Genomic DNA, 23,944 nt, shown 5'->3' on the forward strand with positions numbered 1-23,944 from the left:
ATTAATGTGTTATTAATGGAATTCCAAAATCTTTACTTCTCCTGGTTTTAGGACAATTCTTAATTCTTCCCCATACTTATAACCTTTATTGACAAATTCTGGGCTATTGGCCAATGGGGATGATACCTGAAAGTGATCCTTTCCCTTGACAAGACCTAATTTCCGGTCTAAAATTACCGAATAAGTCCGTTGATCTCCTGAAGGATTATGGAAAGATATATACCCTCCGTTTTCATTCCAGCCCGTATACCCATATACCTGGGCTTCCTTTGGGTCCCCACCATGCATTCTTGCTCTTTTAAAATATGGAAACACAGACTTCGTCCACTTCAGGCCATCTGCCAAAACATCCCAATCATCCTGTGAAAGTTCTTGGGTTTTAATATACAGTTCTATAAAACCCGTTCCCCGCGACAGATTCATCCATAAATATTGTGAAAATGCCTCCCGACTTTCTCCGGTTCCCACTTTTTTGGGTTCATGATTAAAGACCGAATTTAATGGGAACTGTGTATTTTCCTTTTTCCATGTATCATAATACACTCCATCCCGGTAGACCAATTCCTCTGTTCTATTGCTTCCGCCAGCTGCATCCCCAGCATTGATCATCCACACGGCATCTATGTACATTAGCCACCAAGGGCTTAGATACGCCCCATTGGATATCACCACATACACAGTAGGGTCTACTTCATGTTGTTTCTTGAACAGATCCATCAACCGCTCTGTTCCGGCAACGAGATAATAAGTTTTTAATTCATCAAATTTCGAATCGTTTAGTAGTGCATCTGATGCCGATAATCCTTTTGTTCCCAATTGCGGCATATAAGGTATTCCGTATTTATCACCATGGAGTTCAAATTCCCTAGTATTAAGGTGTCCGAACACGCCATCCAATTTAAAATAATTCACCCCCTGTTTTGTTAGTTCCAGTATTCTATCTTCCAACAAATCCATATATTTAGGACCGGCCATGGACATCCATTTGCCCATGGTTTCAAACCCCTGCTCTTTAAGTTTCTGCGCCGCAGGTTCTGCCCCAAAAAGACAGCCCGGGCTCATCCACAACCCAAGTTTGGACCGAACAGCCGCTACATTATTAAAACTGGTGTTGAAGTCTGGATCAAATTTCCCGTTCACCGTCCATGATTTATTGGACCAATCTGCCTGTACATCTTGCCATCCATCATCTATTACAAAGGCACTAAGTGGATCCACGCCTCTTTCCTCCACCAATTCCTGATGGACCTTTGACAAACTAATTCCAAATTTTTCCTTATCCACCCCACTATAAAAATCAAACCAGCTGTTGTATTGAATCTGCAGTCTTAACGGTCGTGCACGAACCCTGTCTATATAGTCATAAAATGTATCCTGAATATATGCAGGATCGTCCCCTACCCCGATAACTCCTTTGTAAGTGGTATACGTTTCCCCAGCTGTTAATTCTTTACCATATAGATAACCACAATATCCCGATCCATCCTCGACAAAATTGGATGATGCTGGGAATTCCACTCCAAAAAACATAGCCGATTTCACGGCATAAAGAGGTTGGCCCAGTCCAGGTTTCCATTGGGCCATACCCCGTGAGGTTATTTTTTTAATTTGATATGGTTGATGCATATCTTCCAAAGCAATGGTCTCCACATCCAACCTTTCTATAATAACCGCCTCTTCCGATCTTATATTAAGGTATTTATAGATATAAAAATCGCCCCTTTCACCTTCATATACAACCTCAACTTCCAATCCATGTTCTTTATTCTCCAAGAGGAAACCAAGGGAGGAATTGTCCATCGGTAGCACCTTGATCACTTCAAAGTCCTCTGAGCTCAAGATCTTATCAGAGCCCTCAATATGGGTCCCTTCCGAAATACGGAGCCTAAATTCTTCTCTGTTCTTTGGCACCATATTCTTGCCCGTTATGTTATTTTGTATCTCTAGGGTACTTAATTGGCCATCTTCATTTATACCAATAACCCTTGTTACCGATCCGGTTTCAATAACGTATTCTTTTTTGGTATCACAACCAATGTTTACCAATAGAGTAAATAGTATAAATGATTTTAATATAGAATTCATAAATATATTGTATCGCTATTATTTTTTATTAAGGAAGTTATTTTTAATCAGAAAGAAATCTAATCCCAAAGCAAACTTATTGCCAATCCCTTCCGAATCCGGGTTATGGCCGATGAATGTAATACGCACCACAAACGAATTATCGTTCGGGTTGCACTTTCCCAGGTCCAAATAGGGATTTATGACCCCGGCATGTTGTGAATAGAGGTCTTGATCTATTTTCTTGACCCCATTTACAACAATATCGAATCTTCCACTAGTAGGTCCCACAGCGGCGCAAAGAAAAATTCGGGAGGCTTCAAATTGCTCGCTTATCTTAATTTCGACGTAGTCGCCAGGTTTCTCGAACCACAAATTCTTCATAGCGCCAGAACTTATTTCTCCCCACATAGGAATTTCATGAAGATTTTCTATTACACCATTACTTACTCTGGCCAAGGGCAGCAGTTCCGCTTCCAAAGCATTGTCCACAATATATTGTGTGCCTTTGGCTTTTTCCATCACCCTTTCCAGGTCCAATATAGTGGGTAGATTGGCCGCAGCGTACGTTGGCAATGGTGGCTTATTGTGAACCACACCCGGAACACCATACCAAAAAGTTGTTTGTGCATATTGAAGAAAATGGGATTTACTGCGTTTGCCACAAGACGATTCCACATCAAATTTAATTTGGTTTTTAAATGGTATTGCATCCAATACACGGGTTCTTGTACATACATTGTACCCCTTCGATTTTTGACCAACAATAATATTTCCCAAAAATGGTTTTGAAAACTCATCTTTGGGTGTAGGCACTACACCACCAGCCCATCCGTAATAGTCTTCGGTCCCTGTTCCAAAATGAGATGGAAAGTTGGCCTGCAAATCATCATCTATATATATTTTCTCATCCCCTTCTCCCCACCAGCCTTCAATAGGGTTAAGAACAGACCATTCATCACCTACCACCACTCCTTTGCCAGTTGCGCTCAAAAAATTATAATCGTATAGCGGGAAGGTGGGGGTAGGTGCATCAGTTTGCCAGGTGGCGTAAAAGTGCATGGTATTGGAGGTCCATTTCATTTCCTTGGTCGTGACGGACATTTTAACCTTCACTTTTTCTTTTCCAAGATTCTCAACAACCAGCTGACCGCTATTCTTATATGGCATTACCCAACGGCAAATCATATTGCCGTCTTTGGTAACCGATCTCTCCCACATATCATAAGGTTGCATTTTACCCACATTGTTAAAAAAGTCGCCCACAGGGGCCCATATTGTTTCCTCATCATCAAAGTTGGACTTTAGTACCAGGGAGCGCAAGGCTTGGGCCATATTGGAAGTAGCCGTAAGCTTGATCTGAAATTCCTGAACGGAATTATTTCCTTTTGGAAGGTCAAAAATTATAGACTCCGAAGGACCAATAGACTTTTCTTGTTCCTTTACGACTCCACTAGCAAGTGTGTATTCAGTTAACATTGTCCCCACTTTGTCTCTCAGCTTGGAAGCCTTATCAAAATCTTCCATAGTAAAAGTTCTCACCTTGGTACCTATTGGGTATTTTCTGAAATTAATGATATTATAAAAAGCTTTCTTATCCATGGTAATTTTACAGCTCTTGGCATATGGAATGGGAAAATAAAGATTCCCTGCCCTAGCCGATACATCTGCAAAGGGAGGTTTTATAAAATCTTTCCCTTGTACAAGGTTGAAGAAATTAGTGGAAATTACGGGATTTGGATTGTCGTCCAAGTATATATTAATATTTGCTCCCTCTGTATTGTCCAACCCATAATAAAAGCACACTGCCCAGATTTTGGTAATTACACCCGGCCCAACATCCTCCATTAGCACCCATTCTTTTTTTCCTTTGTTTTCCTCCTTGCGAACAAATGACACCCCATCACTATCTGCAAACCAACCTGGCAGATCTGGAGAAACCGATTCCCTATTATAGCTGCTTGCCTGTTTGGATTGATAATTGGAAGATGGAAACTGCGTAATCTTCTCGCGATCCACCATTTCCTTCAATAGGCTGGTAATATTCACTTCCTTTTCCTGGGCATATATCCCCATAATTGAGGATATAAAAAATATCATTAAAAGTGTCCTTAAGGAAATTGTACTCTTTTTCAAAAATTAAAATTTAGATTTAACGACCCGTTAATTATTTCACGAACAAGTATAAATAACAAATCCAATAATTTGGTCTTTTGGTACAGATTGGGACAAACAAATCCCTGAAAAAACAACCCAATGAGCATTGGGACACTATCCAGAGGAACATAACAGTTTTCAAAATTCCAATAGAGAACCAAATAAATAACCAACTACCTTTTATTCGCAAGTTTTGATTTTTCCATTCACATTATTTATCAAAATCCATTCATTTATCAAACTGGATTAATATTGGCCATTGGTCAACCAAAAATTATTGGCTCTCTTGAATCAATTCACTTTTATCAATTGTGCCCTACCATTATTGACCGCTACTACCAAGGCCTTATGGTTTTTATAAACAATAAGCTTCATCTCTTTTACATCCTGTGAAATATTCAAACCCGATTTCCCCATAGGTATGGGCTCAAAAACAAACTGGCCATGGCCTTTTAAAAACAGACCCAAGCTAGCATCATTTCTTGTGGTCTCTATTTCAGAGCCATAAAGATTACCGGCTATAACAATATCTTTTATACCATCCTTATCAAAATCATACATTACGGAACTATTAATGTTGGAAACTTGGGCCATATTGGGCAATGGTCTAATATTGAATTTACCATTCCCCAAATTTTCCATGCTGACACTTTCAAAAGTCTTGGCCTCATAATGCAGGGCATTATTCAAGTTGGAATCACCGTAAATATCCTGCAGGGTTGATGATGCAAACTCATTGTAGGTTGCGAATTTCTTTTTTATTTCCGGTATTTGTTGGGAGGAACAAGACCTGCCTCGTAGGGGGTATTGGGTTCCGTAATTATAGTAACTTAATACGATATCATTTTTTCCGTTTTCATCAAAATCACCATAATGAACGGAAAATGGTTCATTTTCTTTTGCCTTGTATTTATAATTCAATCCTAAATTTCCAACAACATAATCAGCATCTCCATCACCATCCATATCCTCACTTGAAATACTAGACCACCATCCCGTTGTGTTTTGCAAATTGAATTTTTCAGTGCTATTAACAAAATCCCCCCCTATATTCTCCAATATGGAGATTGGCATCCACATTCCAGTAACCAATAAATCCAAATCCCCATCACTATCAAAATCGGTCCAAACTGCATCGGTCACCATACCCAACTTATCCAATACATTGGTATTGGTTTTTACAAAACCCAAGGCCCCAGTTTCCACGAGCTGATTTTCTAACAAATAACTATCCGCCGGTTCGGGATAACGTCCTGGAACTTGCCGTCCGCCAACGAACAGATCCATATCCCCGTCATTGTCATAATCGGCAACCTTTACCCTAGATCCACTTGCCTTAATCAAGGGCAGCTTGTTTACTGCTAGCTGAAAATTTCCTTTGCCATCGTTCAGATACAATCTGTCCTGATAGTTTTCCGAATCCAGTTCAAACTCATTACCACCTGAAACCACAAAAAGATCTTGATCCCCGTCATTATCGGCATCAAAAAAAACAGCCCCCATATCTTCCCTGTTTAGGTCAGGAATAAGCTTTAAGGGACTTTCCCTAAAGGAACCAGAATTTTGTTGCAAATACAGTTTACCTAAGCCTTCGTTGGGTCCACCAATGTAAAAATCCTCCAATCCATTGCCGTCTATATCCGCAACCGCAATTCCCGATCCTAAGGTAGACATGCGATGGGGCAACAATATCTCACGCCCAAAATCATCATACTTATTTTCTTTATGTACATAATTTATATTCGCCGCATCGGAAACATCTTCAAATAATACTAAATCCATTTTATTAGGGGGTGCTTGGCTATTTTTAGCATCATTAAGATCATACGCCAATGTTCGGTTTACCTTGATTTTTTTATAAATTGAGGACTGACCATTGAACCAATCTATTCTTAAACTGTCTATAGTGTTGATTTGATTTAATCCAAAATGTACTACTTCCTCACTACTGGAATTAATTCCTCTGGCATTGGTCAATTGTGAGATTTGTACCCCATTCTTATGAAACAAGGTAACCTTAGTCCCAAAAAAGCTTTGACCTAACTTGCCCTTTTTGAAATGTATCCTCAAGTAATTATTCTTTTTCTTCTCGGAGGTGTTGTTCCTATATACATAGGCCACCTCATCTATATTATTAACTACCAAATCCAAGTCCCCGTCATTGTCCAAATCTCCATAGGCTGCACCTGTTGAAAATGTCTTTTGGGATAAACCCCATTGTTCAGAAACTTTTTCAAATTTCATCCCATTGACATTCCTATACATATAGTTTAGAATTTTATTGGAAGGAAAAAAAGACAATAACTTATCCAAATCGGCATACTTCCAAACGTCAAAATTTTTGTTGCCCTCATTATTGTAGTTTGTATCAATATCCCCTATGTACTGGTCCAATTTCTTTAAGGCATCGGTATTTCCAATCTCATGTCTAATCCCATTGGTCACGAAAAGATCAAGGCGTCCATCATTATCAAAATCGGCCAATAGGGGGGACCAACTCCAATCCGTGTTGGAAACACCTGCCATTTGGGATATTTCACTAAAAAGCATGTTCCCATGTACGTCCACTCCGTTGTTAAGCTGTAATGTATTGAACATATATTGATAATGTCCACCTCTACTAACATTGTTCCAAAACTCTGAGGGGTTCATGGAGCTCATATTACTTTTGAGCCTATAATTATCCTCGGCCACCATATCTAGAACAACGAAATCTAACCAACCATCATTATTGATATCCCCTAAATCGGTACCCATACTGAAATAAGAGGTATGCTTTATATTCTCATAAATTTTATTGGTAAAGGTTCCATTTCCATTGTTGATATAAAAAAAATCAGGGCCCAAATAATCGTTTGCCACGTAAATATCCTGCCATCCGTCCATATTGAAATCCCCTATACTTGAACTTAATCCATAACCAAAATTGCTAACACCCCCGTTATTGGAGATTTCATAAAATTTATGGTCTTTGTTCTCCAACAACCTATAATTTTGGGTCGGAGATATTTTTTCTTCATTGTTTGCAGGTGCCAAAAATGAAGAGTTTTTGGGTTGATTGATCAAAAAAACATCAAAATCCCCGTCCCTGTCAAAATCAAAAAAATTGGCCTCTGTAGTCCTATTTCTATCATCAAGGTTAAAGTCTGCTGCAGCTTCCACAAAAGTTAGGTCACCGTTATTGATATATAATTCATTCTGACGTAATTCTTCCCTGTCATCATAGAGGCTTTTGCAAACGTAGATATCTTTAAATCCGTCATTATTAATATCCACCATACTGACATGGGTAGACCAGCCCCCTTTGTCCAATATCCCCGCTGCCAGGGTAATATCCTCAAATTTTAAATCTCCCTTATTGAGGTACAGTTTATCTCCTACCTGATTTCCCGTAAAATATATATCAAGAAGTCCGTCATTATTAATATCGCCAATAGCTACTCCACCGCCCTTATAAAAACCTTTATAAACAAATATGTTATCCTGATTGGTTTGATGAAGTAGATTCTTAAAATTGATATTGGTTCCCGAAGGATCTAGTTGGGTAAAAAGTACTTCGGCCCTATGAGATCCATCATTTTGTGAATAAGACTGCAATGTAATGACCAAAGTCCAAATTACTAGGAGTATGTTATTTCCTCTTTTCATATTAGGTATTTTATTTTTGTTTTTGGGCGCACTGGGCGAAAACCCTATGGAATGTTCAAATTTAACCGTTAGGTATATACCGGTCCTTTCGTCCTTTAAGAATAATTTACCGCCTTGGAGTGGAATCTCTTTACACTTCCACCTCCTTCAGCCTTAAGTCTATTGGCCTTTACAGTATTGATTCTTTACAACACAACTAGGGTCATTCATATGCCAATCCTTGGTTACCGGCATTTTCCTTATTCCATGTATCTCCTCCTATTCTATGGTAAAACAAAAGGAGATAAGCAGACTAGTCAACTATTTTATAGTACGGAAATTTACTATCATTTCAGGACCTGCCACCCTTCCTTTTCCCTGGTAATCAAACTCTATGACGTTTAGGCCTTCTGTTACCGATAAATAACCGTTATCTATTATAACTTCATCCTTAACTTTTAGGTCTTCGGAAAAATGTTTATACGTATTGCTGCCTTTATTAACAACAAAGTCGCCTGGTTCCAATATAAACGGTATTTCAACTTTTTTTGCTCCTGCCTTTAAATAGATACCCTTTACACTTTCATTGGATGCTTTAGGGAGCCGAATTACAAATTGTAATTTTTGCTTGGATACCGCACATAGATACTCCCAAATGGCGGCCGTTGGCTGTCCTGGTTCCGTTGTCATATTCCTGTGCTTATAATCCTTGGACACCGGGGTTTCCGGCCTGTTTTCCAATATCGTCGATGGCAGACTGTTTTGATTATCCCCTATCTTGTTGGTAGCCCCTTCTGGAGCCCATGATTCTATAAAAACCAATCGCACGCCTTCTTCATCTTGCTCAAGACCGTAGAAAGTATATGGATCCCGTAGTTTTTCTTTTTGTGCTTCTGTAAAAAGACCTTCCATTCTTGCTTTTTCCCATTTATTAATTTCTGATAGGATAGCATCGGCTTCTTTGTTAATTTCTTCAAAATTGGGGCTAATGTAAAAATCTACACCGGCATCATAACCGGCACATAGTCCCATTACCCATTCAATATCCTTTTTTGTAGTTTTTGCATTGATGCTAAATTGCCCCATTTTCCGTGGTAGCAAGTCTTCTTTTAAGGCCTGTTGCACACTCAATCTATGCTCTAAATGTGCTTCCCTGAAATTGTCGGAGGTCCAAGGTTCGCCCCAACTTTCATTAGCCAAATAATGCCACCCAAAATGGGTTACATCCGATGAATTGGCAACAATATGTGGATCCTTTAAATGGTCAAAGAAGACCTTTACAAAACGATCACTTCCATACCTACCATGTCCAGAAGCCAGACCTCCTTCAATACCATCAAAACTAATTCTTTTCAGATTTGCCTCATTAAAGAACGTTGCTAGGTTTTTTGCCATTTGATCTTGTAAGTTAATATCTGGAAAAAACACCTTATAACCATGGGACATTAGGCGACTTACCTTTTCACCTTTTTTGTGTTCTACAGCCTTTGTACCAAAGGCACCACGTTTACATTCTTTTAACACCAATTCCCCTTGGGCAGTTGCAAAAGAGTACACTATAATTTCATCCCCAATTTTAACCGCTGTATGCTCACGCCATCTGGGGTTTACTTTTTCTATATTTGGTTCATGGTATGCCGGGCGTACCTCCTCATCCTGCAATGACAATTCATTATCATTGGCAGAGATGCTTTTTCCAAGTTTTGTGATTCCGGCCAAAACGAGGCCCGGATGAGGTTTAGGAGTAACCAAAGGATCATTGGTCGTGATAAAATTTGTTAAAGTATGCGCTCCTAAATTTATTCCGTGTTTATCGGCTTTATCCGAGCATTCCCTAACCGATTTATAACCATTGGGAAAGTCCTTTTCATCCAGTAAAAAAGTTCCCCAAGTTTTAAAAATGCCTCCGTGATAGACAGATGAAATACCAGCTTTTTTGGCAACGTCTATACAAGCTTCAATGTTATCAACATTATAAGACATAATTAGTTTAGACGAACTGGAATATTTTGAAACCTTATTCCAAACATTTTTGGTCTTAATGTAGGGTAGCTCTTCGTTTAAAACGATTTCCTCCACAACCTCAATTAATGTACTGGAAGGCACACAATAGAAAGCAAATTTGCCACCTACTATTTCAGCATCGCTATCATTGACAGGAACTGCCTGTCCTAACTTCTGCTCCCAATTATCCACAGTTTGGAATCTTGAGCGATCACGTACAAAACCGGTCAAGCTTGCTCCTCCTTCAATTTTCTTAGCAGCATTTCCAAATCTTTCCCTCGTTGCAATTTCAAATCCGCCTCGACTCTTCAGATTTAATCCCATTAAACCTATGGCTATACTATCATTATAGGCAATCCCTATTGATTGACCTATTTTTTCCGAAGGCAGCACCTTAAAAGGCCCCCAAATAACTTTATCAATCAATTCATCCGTTTTCACTTCAACTATTTCAAAAGTTAGATAGTTACTTTTACTCTTAACTTTAACGCTAATTTCGGCTCCAGGTTTATTGAACTTCAATTTCAAAAATTCACCTTCATGTTTCCAGCTAGTAATGGGATAATTTACCCCTTCGGACTGAACGGTTAATAGAGATGTACTGTGACCTGGAATTAATAAGTTTTCACCTGTTCCCTTCTCTATTAACTCCATTAATTTACCTTGGCTGTCCAGTGCTAATTTGAAATTAACATTTTCTAGAAAATTCTTGTCCTGAGAATTAACGCATGCGGTTATACATATTGCAGATAATAATATCCAAAATAATTTAGTCATAATTTTATATTGTACTTATGGGAATTTCATTGATTACATTCTTTAACCTATAACACTATGTTGCTCACAAAACCAAGACTTTCTTTTAATTGGTTAAGAAAACACCGCTTTCAGCCGATCCATATTCTAATTTGATTTGCTCTTTTCCATTTATCAACTTGGGCAGAAAATGTCTTGAATTGTAAAAAGAGGCTGAGGAATTTCAGCCCCTTTTATAAACAACTAACTCAAAACTAATTTAACACAATGATCAACTCAAGAGTTTTTACAATTTTATTGTAAAGGATCGAAAGTCCCACCTGGCCAGCCATTGGTCTGTTCAAGGTTTGGATTTTTGTTAAGCTCATCCTGGGGGATATCAAAAAAGTAATAGCTATCCAAATAGTTGATCGCACTACCATCGTCATCAATATTTCCAAATCTTTCAACACTTCTCAACTCTGTATTGAAATAGGTGTTGTATACACTTGGGTCGTTAAGGTCTATGCTTCCATTATTTATCCCCTCTTCCAAAGCTATACGATCGTCCAAAATCTCTTCGGAAGGATCAAGGGCATCAAAAGAAGCAGTTTTGGTAATTCTATAGCCTTGACGATAGGTGCCATTTATGGTCTCGTACATTCTTCTTCTTCTAAGGTCTGAGGAACGCTTACCTTCAAAAACCAACTCTAGCCTTCTTTCGTGCATTATAGCGTTTCTCAATTGATCTTGGTCCATTCCCGCTGCAAGTCCATACGAACCATCCAAACCGGGTTCTATCCCAGCCCGCTCCCTGATTTGGATAAGGATGTCGTAGGCCTCTGCGGACAATCCAACCTCATTTGCAGCCTCGGCCAGGTTCAAAAGTACCTCGGCATATCTAATTTCGATCCAATCCGTAGGGGAGGACAAGCTAGCCGCTCCTCCTTCAATGGATCCATCTATAGCCTTTCTACAATTAAAACTAGTGGGGGTAATACGGCTATCTGCCTGCCCTTCAATGGCACTTTCCTGAAAAGTCCACTCCAAATCACTGGTCCTATTTGGAGCAGGATTGTTCAACGGCCAAACGGCACCGTTCCAAGCAATGGTAGCGGAAAATCTCGGATCCCTGTCCACCCAAAGGGCCGTTGGATCATAGGTATAGGACGAGCTAGGATCATCTATGGCCTTTCCATCTTTCATAGGGAAGGCATCCACCAGACTTTTGGTTGGTTTATCAAAAGATTCCCCATTGGTACCAACTATAAAAGGTCTACAACCTGCGTCCCTATTGTGGGATTGATCTAATGTATATCTTTTGACCATTATTGCCTCCGGATTGGTTTCACTTTCATCGAACCAAAGATTTTCATAGCTTGGATGCAGCCCTTTTCCATTAGCGGAAAGCAAGTTTATCGCAGCCTTGTTTGCATCGTAGGCCGCTTGCCATCGCCCTTTATCCTGGGAAGGGTCAAACTGTTCACTGGCATAATGCAGCAACACCCTACCTTTATAGGCCAAGGCTGCACCTTTGGTTATTCTTCCGTAATCCGCTGCCGCATTGGGATAGGCAATTGGCAACAGTTCTGCCGCCTCATCCAAGTCGCTCAAAATTTGCGCAATACATTCGGATGTTTTGTTTCTCGGCACCTGCAAGGCCTCTATGTCCGATTTATCCCTCGCCTCCAATACCATGGGTACCCCACCATATGTGGAAACCAACCTAAAATATAAATGGGCTCTAAAAAACAGGGCTTGGCCAGACATCAGGTTCTGCACTTCGGTGTCTATGGTACCCGTACCAATGTTGGCCAAGAGTAAATTTATATCCTTAATGGTTGTATAACTTCCGGAATATATATTCATTGAACCCGGTTGAGCCTCACCGTACATATAGCCGTTTTCGCCATGGGCGTCATCCGATAGTTGAGAGGCGGTAGTTGCCCAGCCCGGAAGGGCCCTACTGTAGATATTGTTCAAAAATCCTAGGGCCAAACTCTCATCGTTCCATACTACCTCTTCACTGATAGCCCCCAGTGGTCTCTTATCCAATGGATCTTCACTACATTGGGTAAGGGCCAAAAAGCAAAGGATCATTAATTTGTTTATATTTCTTATGTTCATCATACCTTATTTTAAAATGTAACGTTTATTCCCAAGCTATAACTCCTATTCACCGGAATACCCCTTCCCGAGGTTTCAGGGTCAAAGGCCTTGATCTTACTGTAGATCATGAACAAATTGGTTCCGTTGGCAAAAAGATTTATCCTTTCGGCCCCTACTTTGCTCGCTAGGGAAACTGGGATATCATAACCAACATTCAAATTTTTCAACCTTAAAAAGTCGGCATCCTCCAACCAAAAAGTGGAATCGTTGCTACTAAAAGGGGAACCAAATCTTGGAAATGAATTATTTGGGTTATCCGGTGTCCAAGCATTGAGCCACTGGGTATGGGAAGATTGGCCTATGGAGGCGAACTGAAACCTATTGTTGGCCGGTTGATATCTTTGATGTCCTGCAAATCCTTGTCCAAAGGCCAGGAGACTAAATCTTTTATATCTCAAATTTAACCGTATACCATAATTTACAGAAGGGTTACTTCTAGCTCCTATATAATCCCTATCGTTATCATCAATTACTCCGTCTGGCGTATTGCCTTCTGGGTCCACTGCAGCTGCCCCCCGTATATCCCTAAAATACAATGCTCCAATTTGGGGGTCTTGTCCGTATATTTTATAACCATTGGCAATTAAGTCGTCCAACTGTTCCTGAGTCCTGATAATACCCTCTGCTTGGAGCCCCATTATCCTGCTGGTTTCCTCGCCGGACAACAACTGGTATGGCCTTCTGGTTTCCGGTTCGTCCAGGGTTACATAGACGGCCTTGGAATACCCTATATTAAAACCAACCTCATAATTAAAATCAGTGGTAATATTGTCCTTATAGGTTACCAAGCCCTCCACACCTTTTATATCTATGGCGCCATAGTTAACCGGCCCCAAGGTAAGCCCCGAGGATGAAGGGATAAAGACCTGTCTGCTCCCGTATAGATCGGTTTTCTTATTTTTAAAGAAATCAATGGTGGTCGACAATTTATCGTCCAATACCTGAAAGTCCAGTCCAAAGTTATACGAAGTTTGTTTTTCCCATGTGATAAACAAGTCAGGTTCCGCACCAATGGAAGTTGCACTGGAAATTGCATTATTGGTACCGAATATTGGACCACTTCCCCCTACATTGTAGTTTTGTATATAAGGGAAAATTGTAGATCCTTGACCCGTTACATCATCGTTCCCGGTGTTCCCAATAGAATATCTGAGCTTAAAAAAATCAAAAAAGCCCAAATTATCCTTAAAAAACCCTTCCTCACTTATTATCCAGGCCGCGGATACGGAAGGAAAGAACCCCCATCGCTCGTCCTCCGAAAATTGTACGGAACCATCATACCTAAAGGTCGAGTTTAGGAAGTACTTATTTTTGAAATTGTATCCCATGGTCCCGATATAGGATTGCCTACCCGTTTCCCCTGCATTTCCATTCGCAAACTGATTCTCCACCGCCGGATTGGTTGCAAAAAGCTGCGAAACCAGTGGGGTGAGCAAGCCTCTACGAAGGGCGTAGAAAGACTTATCATCCCGCTCATACTGTTCGTAGTTGAACAATGCGCTTACGGAATGGTCTCCAAATGTATTTTCATATCCTAGGCGTGCATTTAATTGATAAGAATTGGTCTCCGCAGTAGACTCTTGCAAGCTATTGGAATTGGCGCCATCATCACTACGAAGTCTAGTTCCCAGAATTTCATCGGTTAAGACAAAACGGTTATTGGGGTCCACCCCAAAAGTAATGTCCTCCACTATATTTCTTTGGAGGGTTCTATCGTTCCGGATATTCAACTTATTATAGGTTAATCCTGCCGTTAATCCTTCCAGGAACGGAAATTTATAATTTACGTCGACTATCGCCCCTATATTCCTGGCGCTTCTATCATTGGAGCCCGCACCTTCTTCTGCCAAATGAACAGGGTTCCATCCATTAAAATTGGCAACATATTCCCCATTGTGAACAGCTGGCCCCCAGCGACCTGTTCTATTGGCCGTTCTATAGAAATCACCAAAATCTTCATCACTCCCGTTCCATCTCCAATAAAATTCCTCTCGCTGATCGTTATTGGTATTAAGGTTTAAGGATACGTTAAGGTCGTCTGTTATATCAACGTCCACCTTCGCCCTGAAGTTTGTTTTTTGATAAGACAGATTGCTAAAGGCACCTGTTTCCTTGATGTAGGACCCGGACATAAAATACCTTACATTGTCCGTACCCCCATTAACGGTCACAGCATGTCTGTTTAGGACCGGGGTTTCTTCGGCCTGGTCTAAAAAAGAACCTATATTCAAGTTTTTCAAATAGTCCAATTCGGTTTGATTGAACCTATTGGGGTCATCGGCAGGTACATTGTTAAAATCCTGAACCTGTCCCATGATCAAGGCTTGCTCATAGGCACTGGTCATGGGGGGTACATTGGTAGGCTCGGTAGTACCGATCGTAGAGGTAAAGTTAATTGTGGGACTGCCTGTTTTTCCCGATTTTGTTTTTACCAACACAACCCCATTGGCAGCCCGGGACCCATAAACTCCGGCAGATGCTGCATCCTTTAATATGGATACTGATTCTACCTCACTTACATCCAGAGCATCAAAGAGTTCTTTGGAAGATATAATATTATCTATTACGTATAAGGGCTGATTATTACCGGCAAACTGTCCTGAAGTAGCACCCCTAATAACAATATCGGAACTTCTACCCGGCTTACCTCCTGCCTGACTAATATTAACCCCGGCAAACCTACCGGCTACCGCATTACTCAATGAAGTTGCTGGAATCTCTTGGATCTCCTCTGTAGTAACTGCCGCTACAGAACTTGTTAGGTTCCTTTTTATTGTAGTACCATACCCTACTACTACCACCTCCTCCAGTGAATTAACATCTTCCTCCATTGCGACATTCAGAATAGAAGTGTTTCCTACTTCAACATCCTTGGTCTTTAGCCCTAGATAGGAGAACCGAAGAATATCCCCTTGATTTGCGGTTATACTAAAATTTCCGTCAAAATCGGACTGGGTACCAATAGTAGTACCCATCAAAAGTACGTTTACCCCGGGAAGTGGAGTCCCAGTCGCATCCGTGATCGTTCCTGTTATGGTCTGTTGGATGACTTCCAAAGGAGTCATTACCTCGGCGCCCCTAACATTTATGAATGTAATGGTCAAAAGAAGTATGGGCAATACATTTACCCAACTAACACTCCTTTTTTTGTGCTTCTTTAAGTTTCTTAATTTCATTCTTAAGGTTTTGATTGTTACTTATTATTTTGGGATGATCATGCCATTTACCATCCCGGAACTATTGGTTTCACTAATCCCTATACGGGACAACTACTTCTTTTTCATAATACGCGCTTTTATTTGGTTAAACATTATATTAATCGGACCCTGGAAACCCATCCAGATGAAGGGTATCTAAGAACCCTCACAACATTAACAAACAATTAACCTTAAATCGACCTGAAAGGAGTATTGGGACTAGAATTGAAAACATAAAAAAGTCCCAATAAGCATTGGGACATCGGAAATATTGTGCTCTGGCAACGTAAACCACCGTAAATTAACTTTATAGAACAAACACCTCTAAACACCTGAAAATCAGGTTTTAAAATTAACTATAGCAAAAAACCAAGGGTACAGGAGTTTTATATACTGTGTCATATTTCAAATAAAAGACCCATTCCCTAAAAGGAAATGGGTCTATCAAAAAATATTATGCCGGCAAGGCAATTGAATTACCTATTTTTTCCCAGCTTTCTACCAACTGCTTTTATTTGTTCCAAATGACCAGGGAGAATATCCCCCTCGGAATTGGTTACTACCTCAAGACACAAGATACCTTTATTTTCTACAATTTTCACTGCTTGGTGTAATAAGGAATCAGTAACAAATTGTTGTCCATGACCACCCCATTTTTAACCTAGATAGGTAAATAAAAACCATTGAATACCATCTTCCGCCCATCTACTTGACGGATATTCGTCGATAGTGAATTTTTCACCAGAAGTATAATCATCATATAGAGTATTCCCATGAATCTTCCCAAAGCCACTGTTATATGTTACAATACTATTTTTGTTTCCCGCCTTTGCAGAAAGGGTATGGGTACTTGTATTATGTTTAGGGACATCTTCATACGCGTACTTCTAATATCGTTCCAAGAATATAATCCATCAAACCACTATCCTTGGACTCCATCACCATAGCGCAAACTCAACTCCTCAATCATATTTTCCAATATGGGTTGATTAAATTGGCTCGTGGCTGAATCCTTTTGGAACGTATATCTTAATTTCTCGGAAACATATTTATTGTTTATGGGCGGGTTACTCGGCAAGTACAAAATCAATGGAATGTTATACTTTCCCAAGGCCATAATCAAAGCCTTTGGCAAATCCCTTTTTGAACATAGTTCCCCGGTTCTACCCCAACTGCCTTATCAAAAGTGGTATTGGGTGAACAGTAATAACCAGAGTTCTGACCCAAGGTAAACATTACATACCCAGCTCCTGCCTCGTGGACCTGACTTGCAAAATTTTCCACATTGAAACTATTGACCACCTTATTCCACTCCTCTGTTCCTCCATCAGGGACCATAGCATTTTTTAGATAATGTACCATTACCCCAAAACCAGCCTCCTGAAACCAATCAGTATTGGTATTTTCATTAAATACAATAGGCTCGGATGATATTACCGAAACTGTTTTTAATAAATCGCCTTTTGGGGGCTTATAAGAAATCTCACACTTTAAAAAATGATCCGCATATGAAGTGAGTAAAACAATTTTGTTAGTCCATATTCCATGCAATTCTTTCCATTCACCATCTTTAGTTGTGGATATATACCAAGAATATTCAGGCTTTTCACTGGGCTCCGGAATCTCCCCTTGTAAACTTATAACATTTTTTGCCAATAACTCCCCGTCAAATGACAGATTGACTTTTTCTGTTTTGTTACAGCTGTAAATCAAAACTGATGTTAAGAACAGCACCAATATCTTTTTTTCATATTCAAATTACTTTATTGGATAATAAAAAAGTTGTTCATTTTAGATAAACGTTCATTACAATGGACTTTGGTAAATCCATCCATGGTGCTAGCTTTGGGGTCCACTCCCTACAATAGATTCACCAACCATAAATTACTATATTGGCTTCCCCAATTCTCCGGTAAACTTCCATCATAAAAAAATTAACCTCTTATTCAACCACGTACCAATTATACCAATTAGGAGCAACCTCTACCTCAAGTTCTATTTCATAATTGCGGTTTAACTTCATAGGGCTGCTCTTCCCCTCCTGTTCACGAATATTGGCAACATGTGTAATACCTGTATAATACAAGGGTACGGTTATTTTCTTCTTGATAATATTGTTCGTAGGATTGAAAACCAACAAGAATCCTTTTTCTTTAAGTTGAGGATTAACATGCATCATATAATCCAGATCCCGTCCATCTGAACGGCGTAAGTGCAGTATATCACTTTCCAATATATCACGATAGCCCTTATACCAATCAACCACGCCCTTTACCATATTCTTGGTTTCCTGGGTATCGTACAATCGGGGGCCTCTTAAGGCCGATTGTATACCCATCCCAATATTGCTAACAAGCATCATTTCATAATGATCCAAATGTTCATTTAATGGTTCAATAGTAGCCGCTGCGCCACCACCGTGATATTGCGCCAAAGGAATAAAGCTCCAACGCATGGTCGGAATACTTTCCCATGTGCCGTCAAAAATATTCTGCCTTGTATGGATTAACTGGTGCCTTCTGGGTAAAGACCAATTATTTTCCCGGTAACCTACCCCGCTTTGATTGGACCCCGACAGGTAATAATAATCAGGGACGCGTAAATATACTCCTTGGGCTTTGCACCATTTGTAAAAATCGGAAATCATTTTCCACTGCTTAAACTGTGAATCCCCTAGACTGGTATGTCCAGGGTGATCTTCAGAGGCACATACATCACCAGGGTAACTACCGTCATGCGTAAAGGTCATGAATCCAGTTTCGCTAAACATTCTATACATTCTTCTAAAATAATCCTGCCCCCATTCACTGCCCAAACATGGAGAATTGCCGAAGATGGCAAACCCTCCCCTTTTGCCTGTTTTGGGATTAATTACATCATCCTTTTCACTTATGCTCCTTGAGGCAAGTAAGGAATATGTGCCTATTTTAATCCCCTTACTATCTGCATATTCCACATATTTTTTCATTTGCCTATAGTTCTCCTCGCTCTCGTTTTCTGGATTAAATCCACTACCAAAGGAAAAATTGAGCATTTCATAACCCACCTCCGCACACTGATCTATCCCCATTTTAAACTCATCCCATCCCGATTTGGTTAAATGGAACATCATTGGGTTTTCAGTTACCCAAGGCGCAATAGTACGGTACATTTTTCTTAAAGCAAGACCATTTCTTTCCTTGTCATATGAATCATATGGAAGAATAAAAGTTCGTATTGATTCGAAAGATTCCTCTGCATCAACCAGATAATGATATCCCTGATCCGGATATATTTTCATGGTATTGGGAATATCCTGAACCCATGATATCTGGGTAACATAATCCTGGTCGGCCTCCCAATGTACTGTTTGGCCATTGGCGACAGTCACCTTCCCAGAAGAGAATGCATAATCTGTCTCAAAATGAATATTGGGCTTAACCTTTAAATCTTCACGACCACGATAACCACTGTATGGGTCATGGTCAGCGATACCTAAAAATTCTGATACAATATTGTCCACCTTTATTGGTGTTCCCGACCCATTATGAATTGTAACCCATTTAGACATCACCGGCACCTTATCATACAATTCGTAGTTGACAGATATCACCACCTTTTGCAATTCCTTGAACTTTGCCTTGATTTTCTCCAGTTCGCTGGAATTTGTTTTTCCATAAACGCCAAATTCATTTATTTTAAGGCGCACTAGTTGGCCAGGAACCTCATGATCCACACCTTCTGCATGCCTACCAAGCTTTCCGATTCTTACCGCCATTGGATCTTCGACTTCCTTTCCAAAGTCTATAGCCTCATACGTTTTCCAAACACCACCTTTAGGTCTGGCCTCGCAATACACCTTATTCCCTTCAATCCTCATACGCAAAAACCAAGTCTTACTAAAGTCGACATTTTCCTTTCCTCCAGCTCTTGTATTTTCCCTTTCCCCATCATAAACCGTAAATCTCCAAGCCTCATTGTTTTGAACCCCCGATTCATTTCCAGGTCGCATATTAAACTTTATTGTCCTGTCTTTCCAAAGCAATGCTATTCCCGGTCCCCACATACCACTAAGATCAGTCCCAAGATCTATTGATGTCTCCACCAATCCCACCCCAGGTGCCAATTTATACTCCGCATAAACAGCTGAATTGTTTGGGGTATAGATCTCTCCAGGTTTACCTTCATTTATAAACGAACTTCTCTCGTTGATTGGGCTCGTCCTAACTCTCAATTCGGGAGATAAGGTTGAAAAATCATCAAAGTACATCACTTTTCGGCCTAGCCTACTTTCTTGTGACATTGCCAATATATCCTCTACCAACAAATTATCCATTTTGTAATCCATTTGTAGTTTCACCCCTTTGGGAGGCCATTCTACATCTGGAGCATGGTGCCTAACCCTTTTCCATTCCATGTGTTTTTCAGGTTTCCCAATCTTGAATCCTGAAAATTTAAAGGACAAAGGATCAGCCTCCAGACCATCAATCCAATCGGGATAAAGAAAGGCAAGGTTTGGTTGCCCTTTTAGCCCCCCTACATTTATTGTGAAACCATCGATATTTACAACAGCTTCTGGTTTAACAGCGCGTATCAGTTCCTGTTGGTTCCCAAGCAATTTTAAGCCGATTGTTGTGCTATTTGGTGTAATGCGAAAAGTCCTTGATAGCAGCCCATTGGAAAGGATTAACTCATTGGATTCCTTATTCCGATACACGGCTGCCGTGTCCTTAACCTCAGACACAAGCCAATCTACCAACGCTCCTTCTTTCTGTTTCTCGGACCATATGGATAAGTTATGTACATTCGCAACATGTTGTTGACCAATAACGATATTTATAAAACCAAAAAAAAGGCCAAGTCGTGCTATTCCAATTACATTTCTATTCATTTGTTCATGATTAAAGATTATCTAGTACAGAAGTAACCACAATTATAGGTCTTATTGATTTTCCAATCGACCCAATAGGAGGAAAGGGACATTGATAATATCTAGTTATGGTACCAATGAGCATAAGGACATATAACACCTAAAACTCACGCAAGCTTCTAGCTCACTCCCCTAGTAGATTGGCCATTAAAATTGTGCTAAATTTCTTTCTGGTACTGGCTAGGCGTTTTTCCCGTAAATTTTTTGAATATTCTATTGTAAGCCGACTTAGAATTAAAACCACAATCACCACCAATAGAGGATAAAGTTTGTCTCTGATAATAGGGGTCCTTGAGCCTACGTTTTACCTCCTCGACTCTAAAATAATTGACGTAGTCATAAAAATTTTTGCCTATATAGTCATTCAATAGCATAGACAAATGATTGGTGGAGACATCTATTTTTTCGGCCAACTGAGTTAGTCCAAGTTCAGAGTCCAAATAAACTTTTTCTGTTTCCATCAAAAGATACAATTCCTTAACTTTTTCTAAATTCTCTTTATTCAGTTCAGGGTCAATAACCCTTATGGGCTTTTTACTCTTAAGATTTGGATCCCGAACCAGTGAGCGACCTTTATATTTCCTAAAGGCTAATATTCCCAAGACCAAGGTCAACAAAAGTAAAACGCCTATGCCAATTTTTACTATTTTCCAATCCATCAGATTGGGACTTACTGAGATATCCATGAAAATGGGTTCGTTGTTCCATACTCCATCATTGTTCGAAGCTTTCAAATAAAAACGGTAGCTTCCTGCCTTAAGTTTGGAATAATTGGCGCTTGGATCTATACCCCCTGTATATTGCCAATCCCGATCTATCCCTTCCAACTTAAAGGCATATGTATTCCTCATTGAAGACGCAAAAGACAGCGCGGTAAATTTTATTTCAAATCTATTATCATTTGCAGGCAGCTTTACCATAGAACCAGAACTTAACGGTTGACTAATTACAACAGTATTGTCCAGCGATTGTCCGACTTCCACTACCTTACCATCTATCAACAAATCTAGAAAAACGGGATTCGGAACATTGTTATTGATCTTGAAGTTATTCGGATTGAAGTAATTTATCCCAGCAGCACCACCGAAGAAGAGTGTCCCATCCTTGGTTTTCCATTTAGCATTTTTCCTAAACTTTCCTTTCAGAACCCCATCATAAGTGGAATAGTTGGTAAATGTTTCCGTATCAATATTAAATTCGGAAAAACCTGTATTTGTGGCAATCCATAAATCACCCTCATGGTCTTCCAAGATCGCATTGATTTCATTATCCGATAACCCATCATTCTCTGTGTAACTCTGAAAATAGTAACCATTATTAATATCGGATCTACCGTCCTCTTTCAAAAGATTTAAGCCAGCGCCCGAGGTACCAAACCAAACTCGATTGTCAACATCTTCATAAATTACAAAAACTTCATCGTCACTTATAGATTTAGGATCTGAAGGAAGATGATTAAACCTGAGAAAGCTCTTACCGCCCCCTTTTTCCACTAACAAACTAAGTCCTCCTTTGTTCGTTCCAATCCAAATTCTTTGCTTACTATCTTCAAAAACGGAATAAATATCGTTATAAGGCATAGACGTAGTATTCAAGGTAGAAAACCCTAAATTCTCAAAGGCATACTCACCCTTTCCATCCTCCGACAAAAGGGATAGGCCTCCACCTGTCCCAAACCACATTCTCCCTAAATGATCCTCAATTATGGCCCGTACCGAAGATGATGCAATGCTATTGGGGTCTTCACTATTATGGGTGAAACGTCTCATCAAATTTTGGCCCTCATGGATCAGAAACAATCCATCACCCATTGTTGAAATCCACATTCTATCTTTGGAATCCCTAAATATGCTAGACACATAGCTATTGTTTAAGGGCTCAAAAAGCGTGTTGTTCATATTCTTATGGGATATTTTGGGATTCGTATACCCCTCATCAAAAACCACCTGGTCTATTCCCTCACGTGTCCCTATCCAAAATAACCCATCCGTATCCTGAAAAATGGTTTGCACAAAACTACTTCGTAGACTATTATTGTTTTCGGGCAAATGCACCAGACTGTTAAACCTATGCCTGGTATAATCATAGTAATCCAATCCTTCTTGCGTTCCTACCCAAATAATGTTTTCATCATCAACAAAAACATCATATACATCATTACTGCTAATGGACAAGTGGTTTTCCGGGTTTGCCAATAGTGGCTCATATAAGCCTGTGGCTCTAGAGTATTTTAGTAGACCATCGCCGTAGGTACCAAAAAAAATATCTCCTTCATCATTTTCTGATATGGCATTGAAGGTCTTGGATCCATTAAAAACTTCAATGAACCTATCCCTTTCTGATTGGTATCTATAAATGCCATGTGATTTTGTAATCCATACCTCTCCATAGGAATTGGTATAAATTTCATCCAAACCATACGCATTAAAGGCCCCGAGTTCGTAATTTTTTATAATCGTTTTGGTTTTGTAATCGTATTGCAGCAAACCCTTGTTGGTACCAATCCAGTAGTTGTTGTCAAAACCTTTGGCTACAGCAGCAATCTTATAGTCTTTTAAAACCCTCTCAACTTCAAGTGAGGCAGCGTCAATAATAAAATTTTCACCCTCTGTAGAAGCCCAGACCACATTGGATCCATCGCAGAACAGTTGAAGAACACCATTTTTACCAATAAAATTAAAAATATTTGGTGTGGGGATTACCTCCAATGTAACTGTATTGATAACACTCAAACCGGTTATTGTCCCTACCCATAACTTATCCTTGGAGACTGCTAAGGAATAAATTTTATCCCCAATAATACTGCTGCTATCATTGGGAACATTTTTGAATACTTTAAAGCGATAACCATCGAAGCGATTAAGACCGTTTTGAGTTCCAAACCACAAGAATCCCTGATTATCCTTAACAATCTTACGAACCTCATTATGGGAAAGACCATTTACAGTAGTAATGTGCTGAAATTCATATTCTTGGGACCAACCAACAGATAGGTTTATCAAAAAAATAATAATCAGAACAGCATAATATTTTCGCATCTTCATATTTACTTTTGAAAACAATATACAAATTGTATTACATT

General features: G+C 39.7%; 10 protein-coding genes. All 10 read right to left on the reverse strand.

The genetic code is table 11. The annotated features are described in order from the left end of the window. Positions 1 to 12: 12 nt before the first annotated feature. The gene (locus EHW67_RS11170; protein ID WP_126162455.1) at positions 13 to 2,085 is read right to left on the reverse strand and encodes an alpha-galactosidase; all 2,073 of its coding nucleotides are present in this window, start codon (positions 2,083 to 2,085) and stop codon (positions 13 to 15) included. Between the two features lie 18 nt (positions 2,086 to 2,103). Continuing rightward, positions 2,104 to 4,200 (reverse strand): glycoside hydrolase family 172 protein, encoded by a 2,097-nt coding sequence (locus EHW67_RS11175; protein ID WP_126162456.1) that lies wholly within the window; start codon positions 4,198 to 4,200, stop codon positions 2,104 to 2,106. Between the two features lie 312 nt (positions 4,201 to 4,512). Then, positions 4,513 to 7,869 carry a VCBS repeat-containing protein gene (locus EHW67_RS11180; RefSeq protein WP_126162457.1) on the reverse strand — a complete coding sequence of 1,119 codons (3,357 nt, stop codon included), beginning with the start codon at positions 7,867 to 7,869 and terminating at the stop codon, positions 4,513 to 4,515. A 300-nt stretch (positions 7,870 to 8,169) separates the two neighbouring features. Then, a complete protein-coding gene (locus EHW67_RS11185; RefSeq protein ID WP_126162458.1) occupies positions 8,170 to 10,629 on the reverse strand; it encodes a hypothetical protein in 2,460 nt (819 codons plus the stop codon). Between the two features lie 273 nt (positions 10,630 to 10,902). Next, positions 10,903 to 12,717 carry a RagB/SusD family nutrient uptake outer membrane protein gene (locus EHW67_RS11190; protein ID WP_126162459.1) on the reverse strand — a complete coding sequence of 605 codons (1,815 nt, stop codon included), beginning with the start codon at positions 12,715 to 12,717 and terminating at the stop codon, positions 10,903 to 10,905. 8 nt (positions 12,718 to 12,725) lie between these two features. Further along, positions 12,726 to 15,932 (reverse strand): SusC/RagA family TonB-linked outer membrane protein, encoded by a 3,207-nt coding sequence (locus EHW67_RS11195; RefSeq protein WP_126162460.1) that lies wholly within the window; start codon positions 15,930 to 15,932, stop codon positions 12,726 to 12,728. A gap of 943 nt (positions 15,933 to 16,875) precedes the next feature. Next, positions 16,876 to 17,070, reverse strand: coding sequence for a hypothetical protein (locus tag EHW67_RS11200; RefSeq protein ID WP_126162461.1), 195 nt, complete (start codon positions 17,068 to 17,070; stop codon positions 16,876 to 16,878). A 2-nt stretch (positions 17,071 to 17,072) separates the two neighbouring features. Continuing rightward, positions 17,073 to 17,687, reverse strand: coding sequence for a hypothetical protein (locus EHW67_RS11205; RefSeq protein ID WP_126162462.1), 615 nt, complete (start codon positions 17,685 to 17,687; stop codon positions 17,073 to 17,075). A gap of 208 nt (positions 17,688 to 17,895) precedes the next feature. Beyond that, on the reverse strand, positions 17,896 to 20,823 hold the full coding sequence (locus tag EHW67_RS11210; protein WP_126162463.1) for a hypothetical protein: 2,928 nt from the start codon (positions 20,821 to 20,823) through the stop codon (positions 17,896 to 17,898). Positions 20,824 to 21,020: 197 nt separating this feature from the next. Next, positions 21,021 to 23,900 carry a two-component regulator propeller domain-containing protein gene (locus EHW67_RS11215; protein ID WP_158285120.1) on the reverse strand — a complete coding sequence of 960 codons (2,880 nt, stop codon included), beginning with the start codon at positions 23,898 to 23,900 and terminating at the stop codon, positions 21,021 to 21,023. Positions 23,901 to 23,944: the final 44 nt, after the last annotated feature.

It is taken from the genome of Arenibacter aquaticus (assembly GCF_003957295.1).
GTDB classification, from domain to species: Bacteria; Bacteroidota; Bacteroidia; order Flavobacteriales; family Flavobacteriaceae; genus Arenibacter; species Arenibacter aquaticus.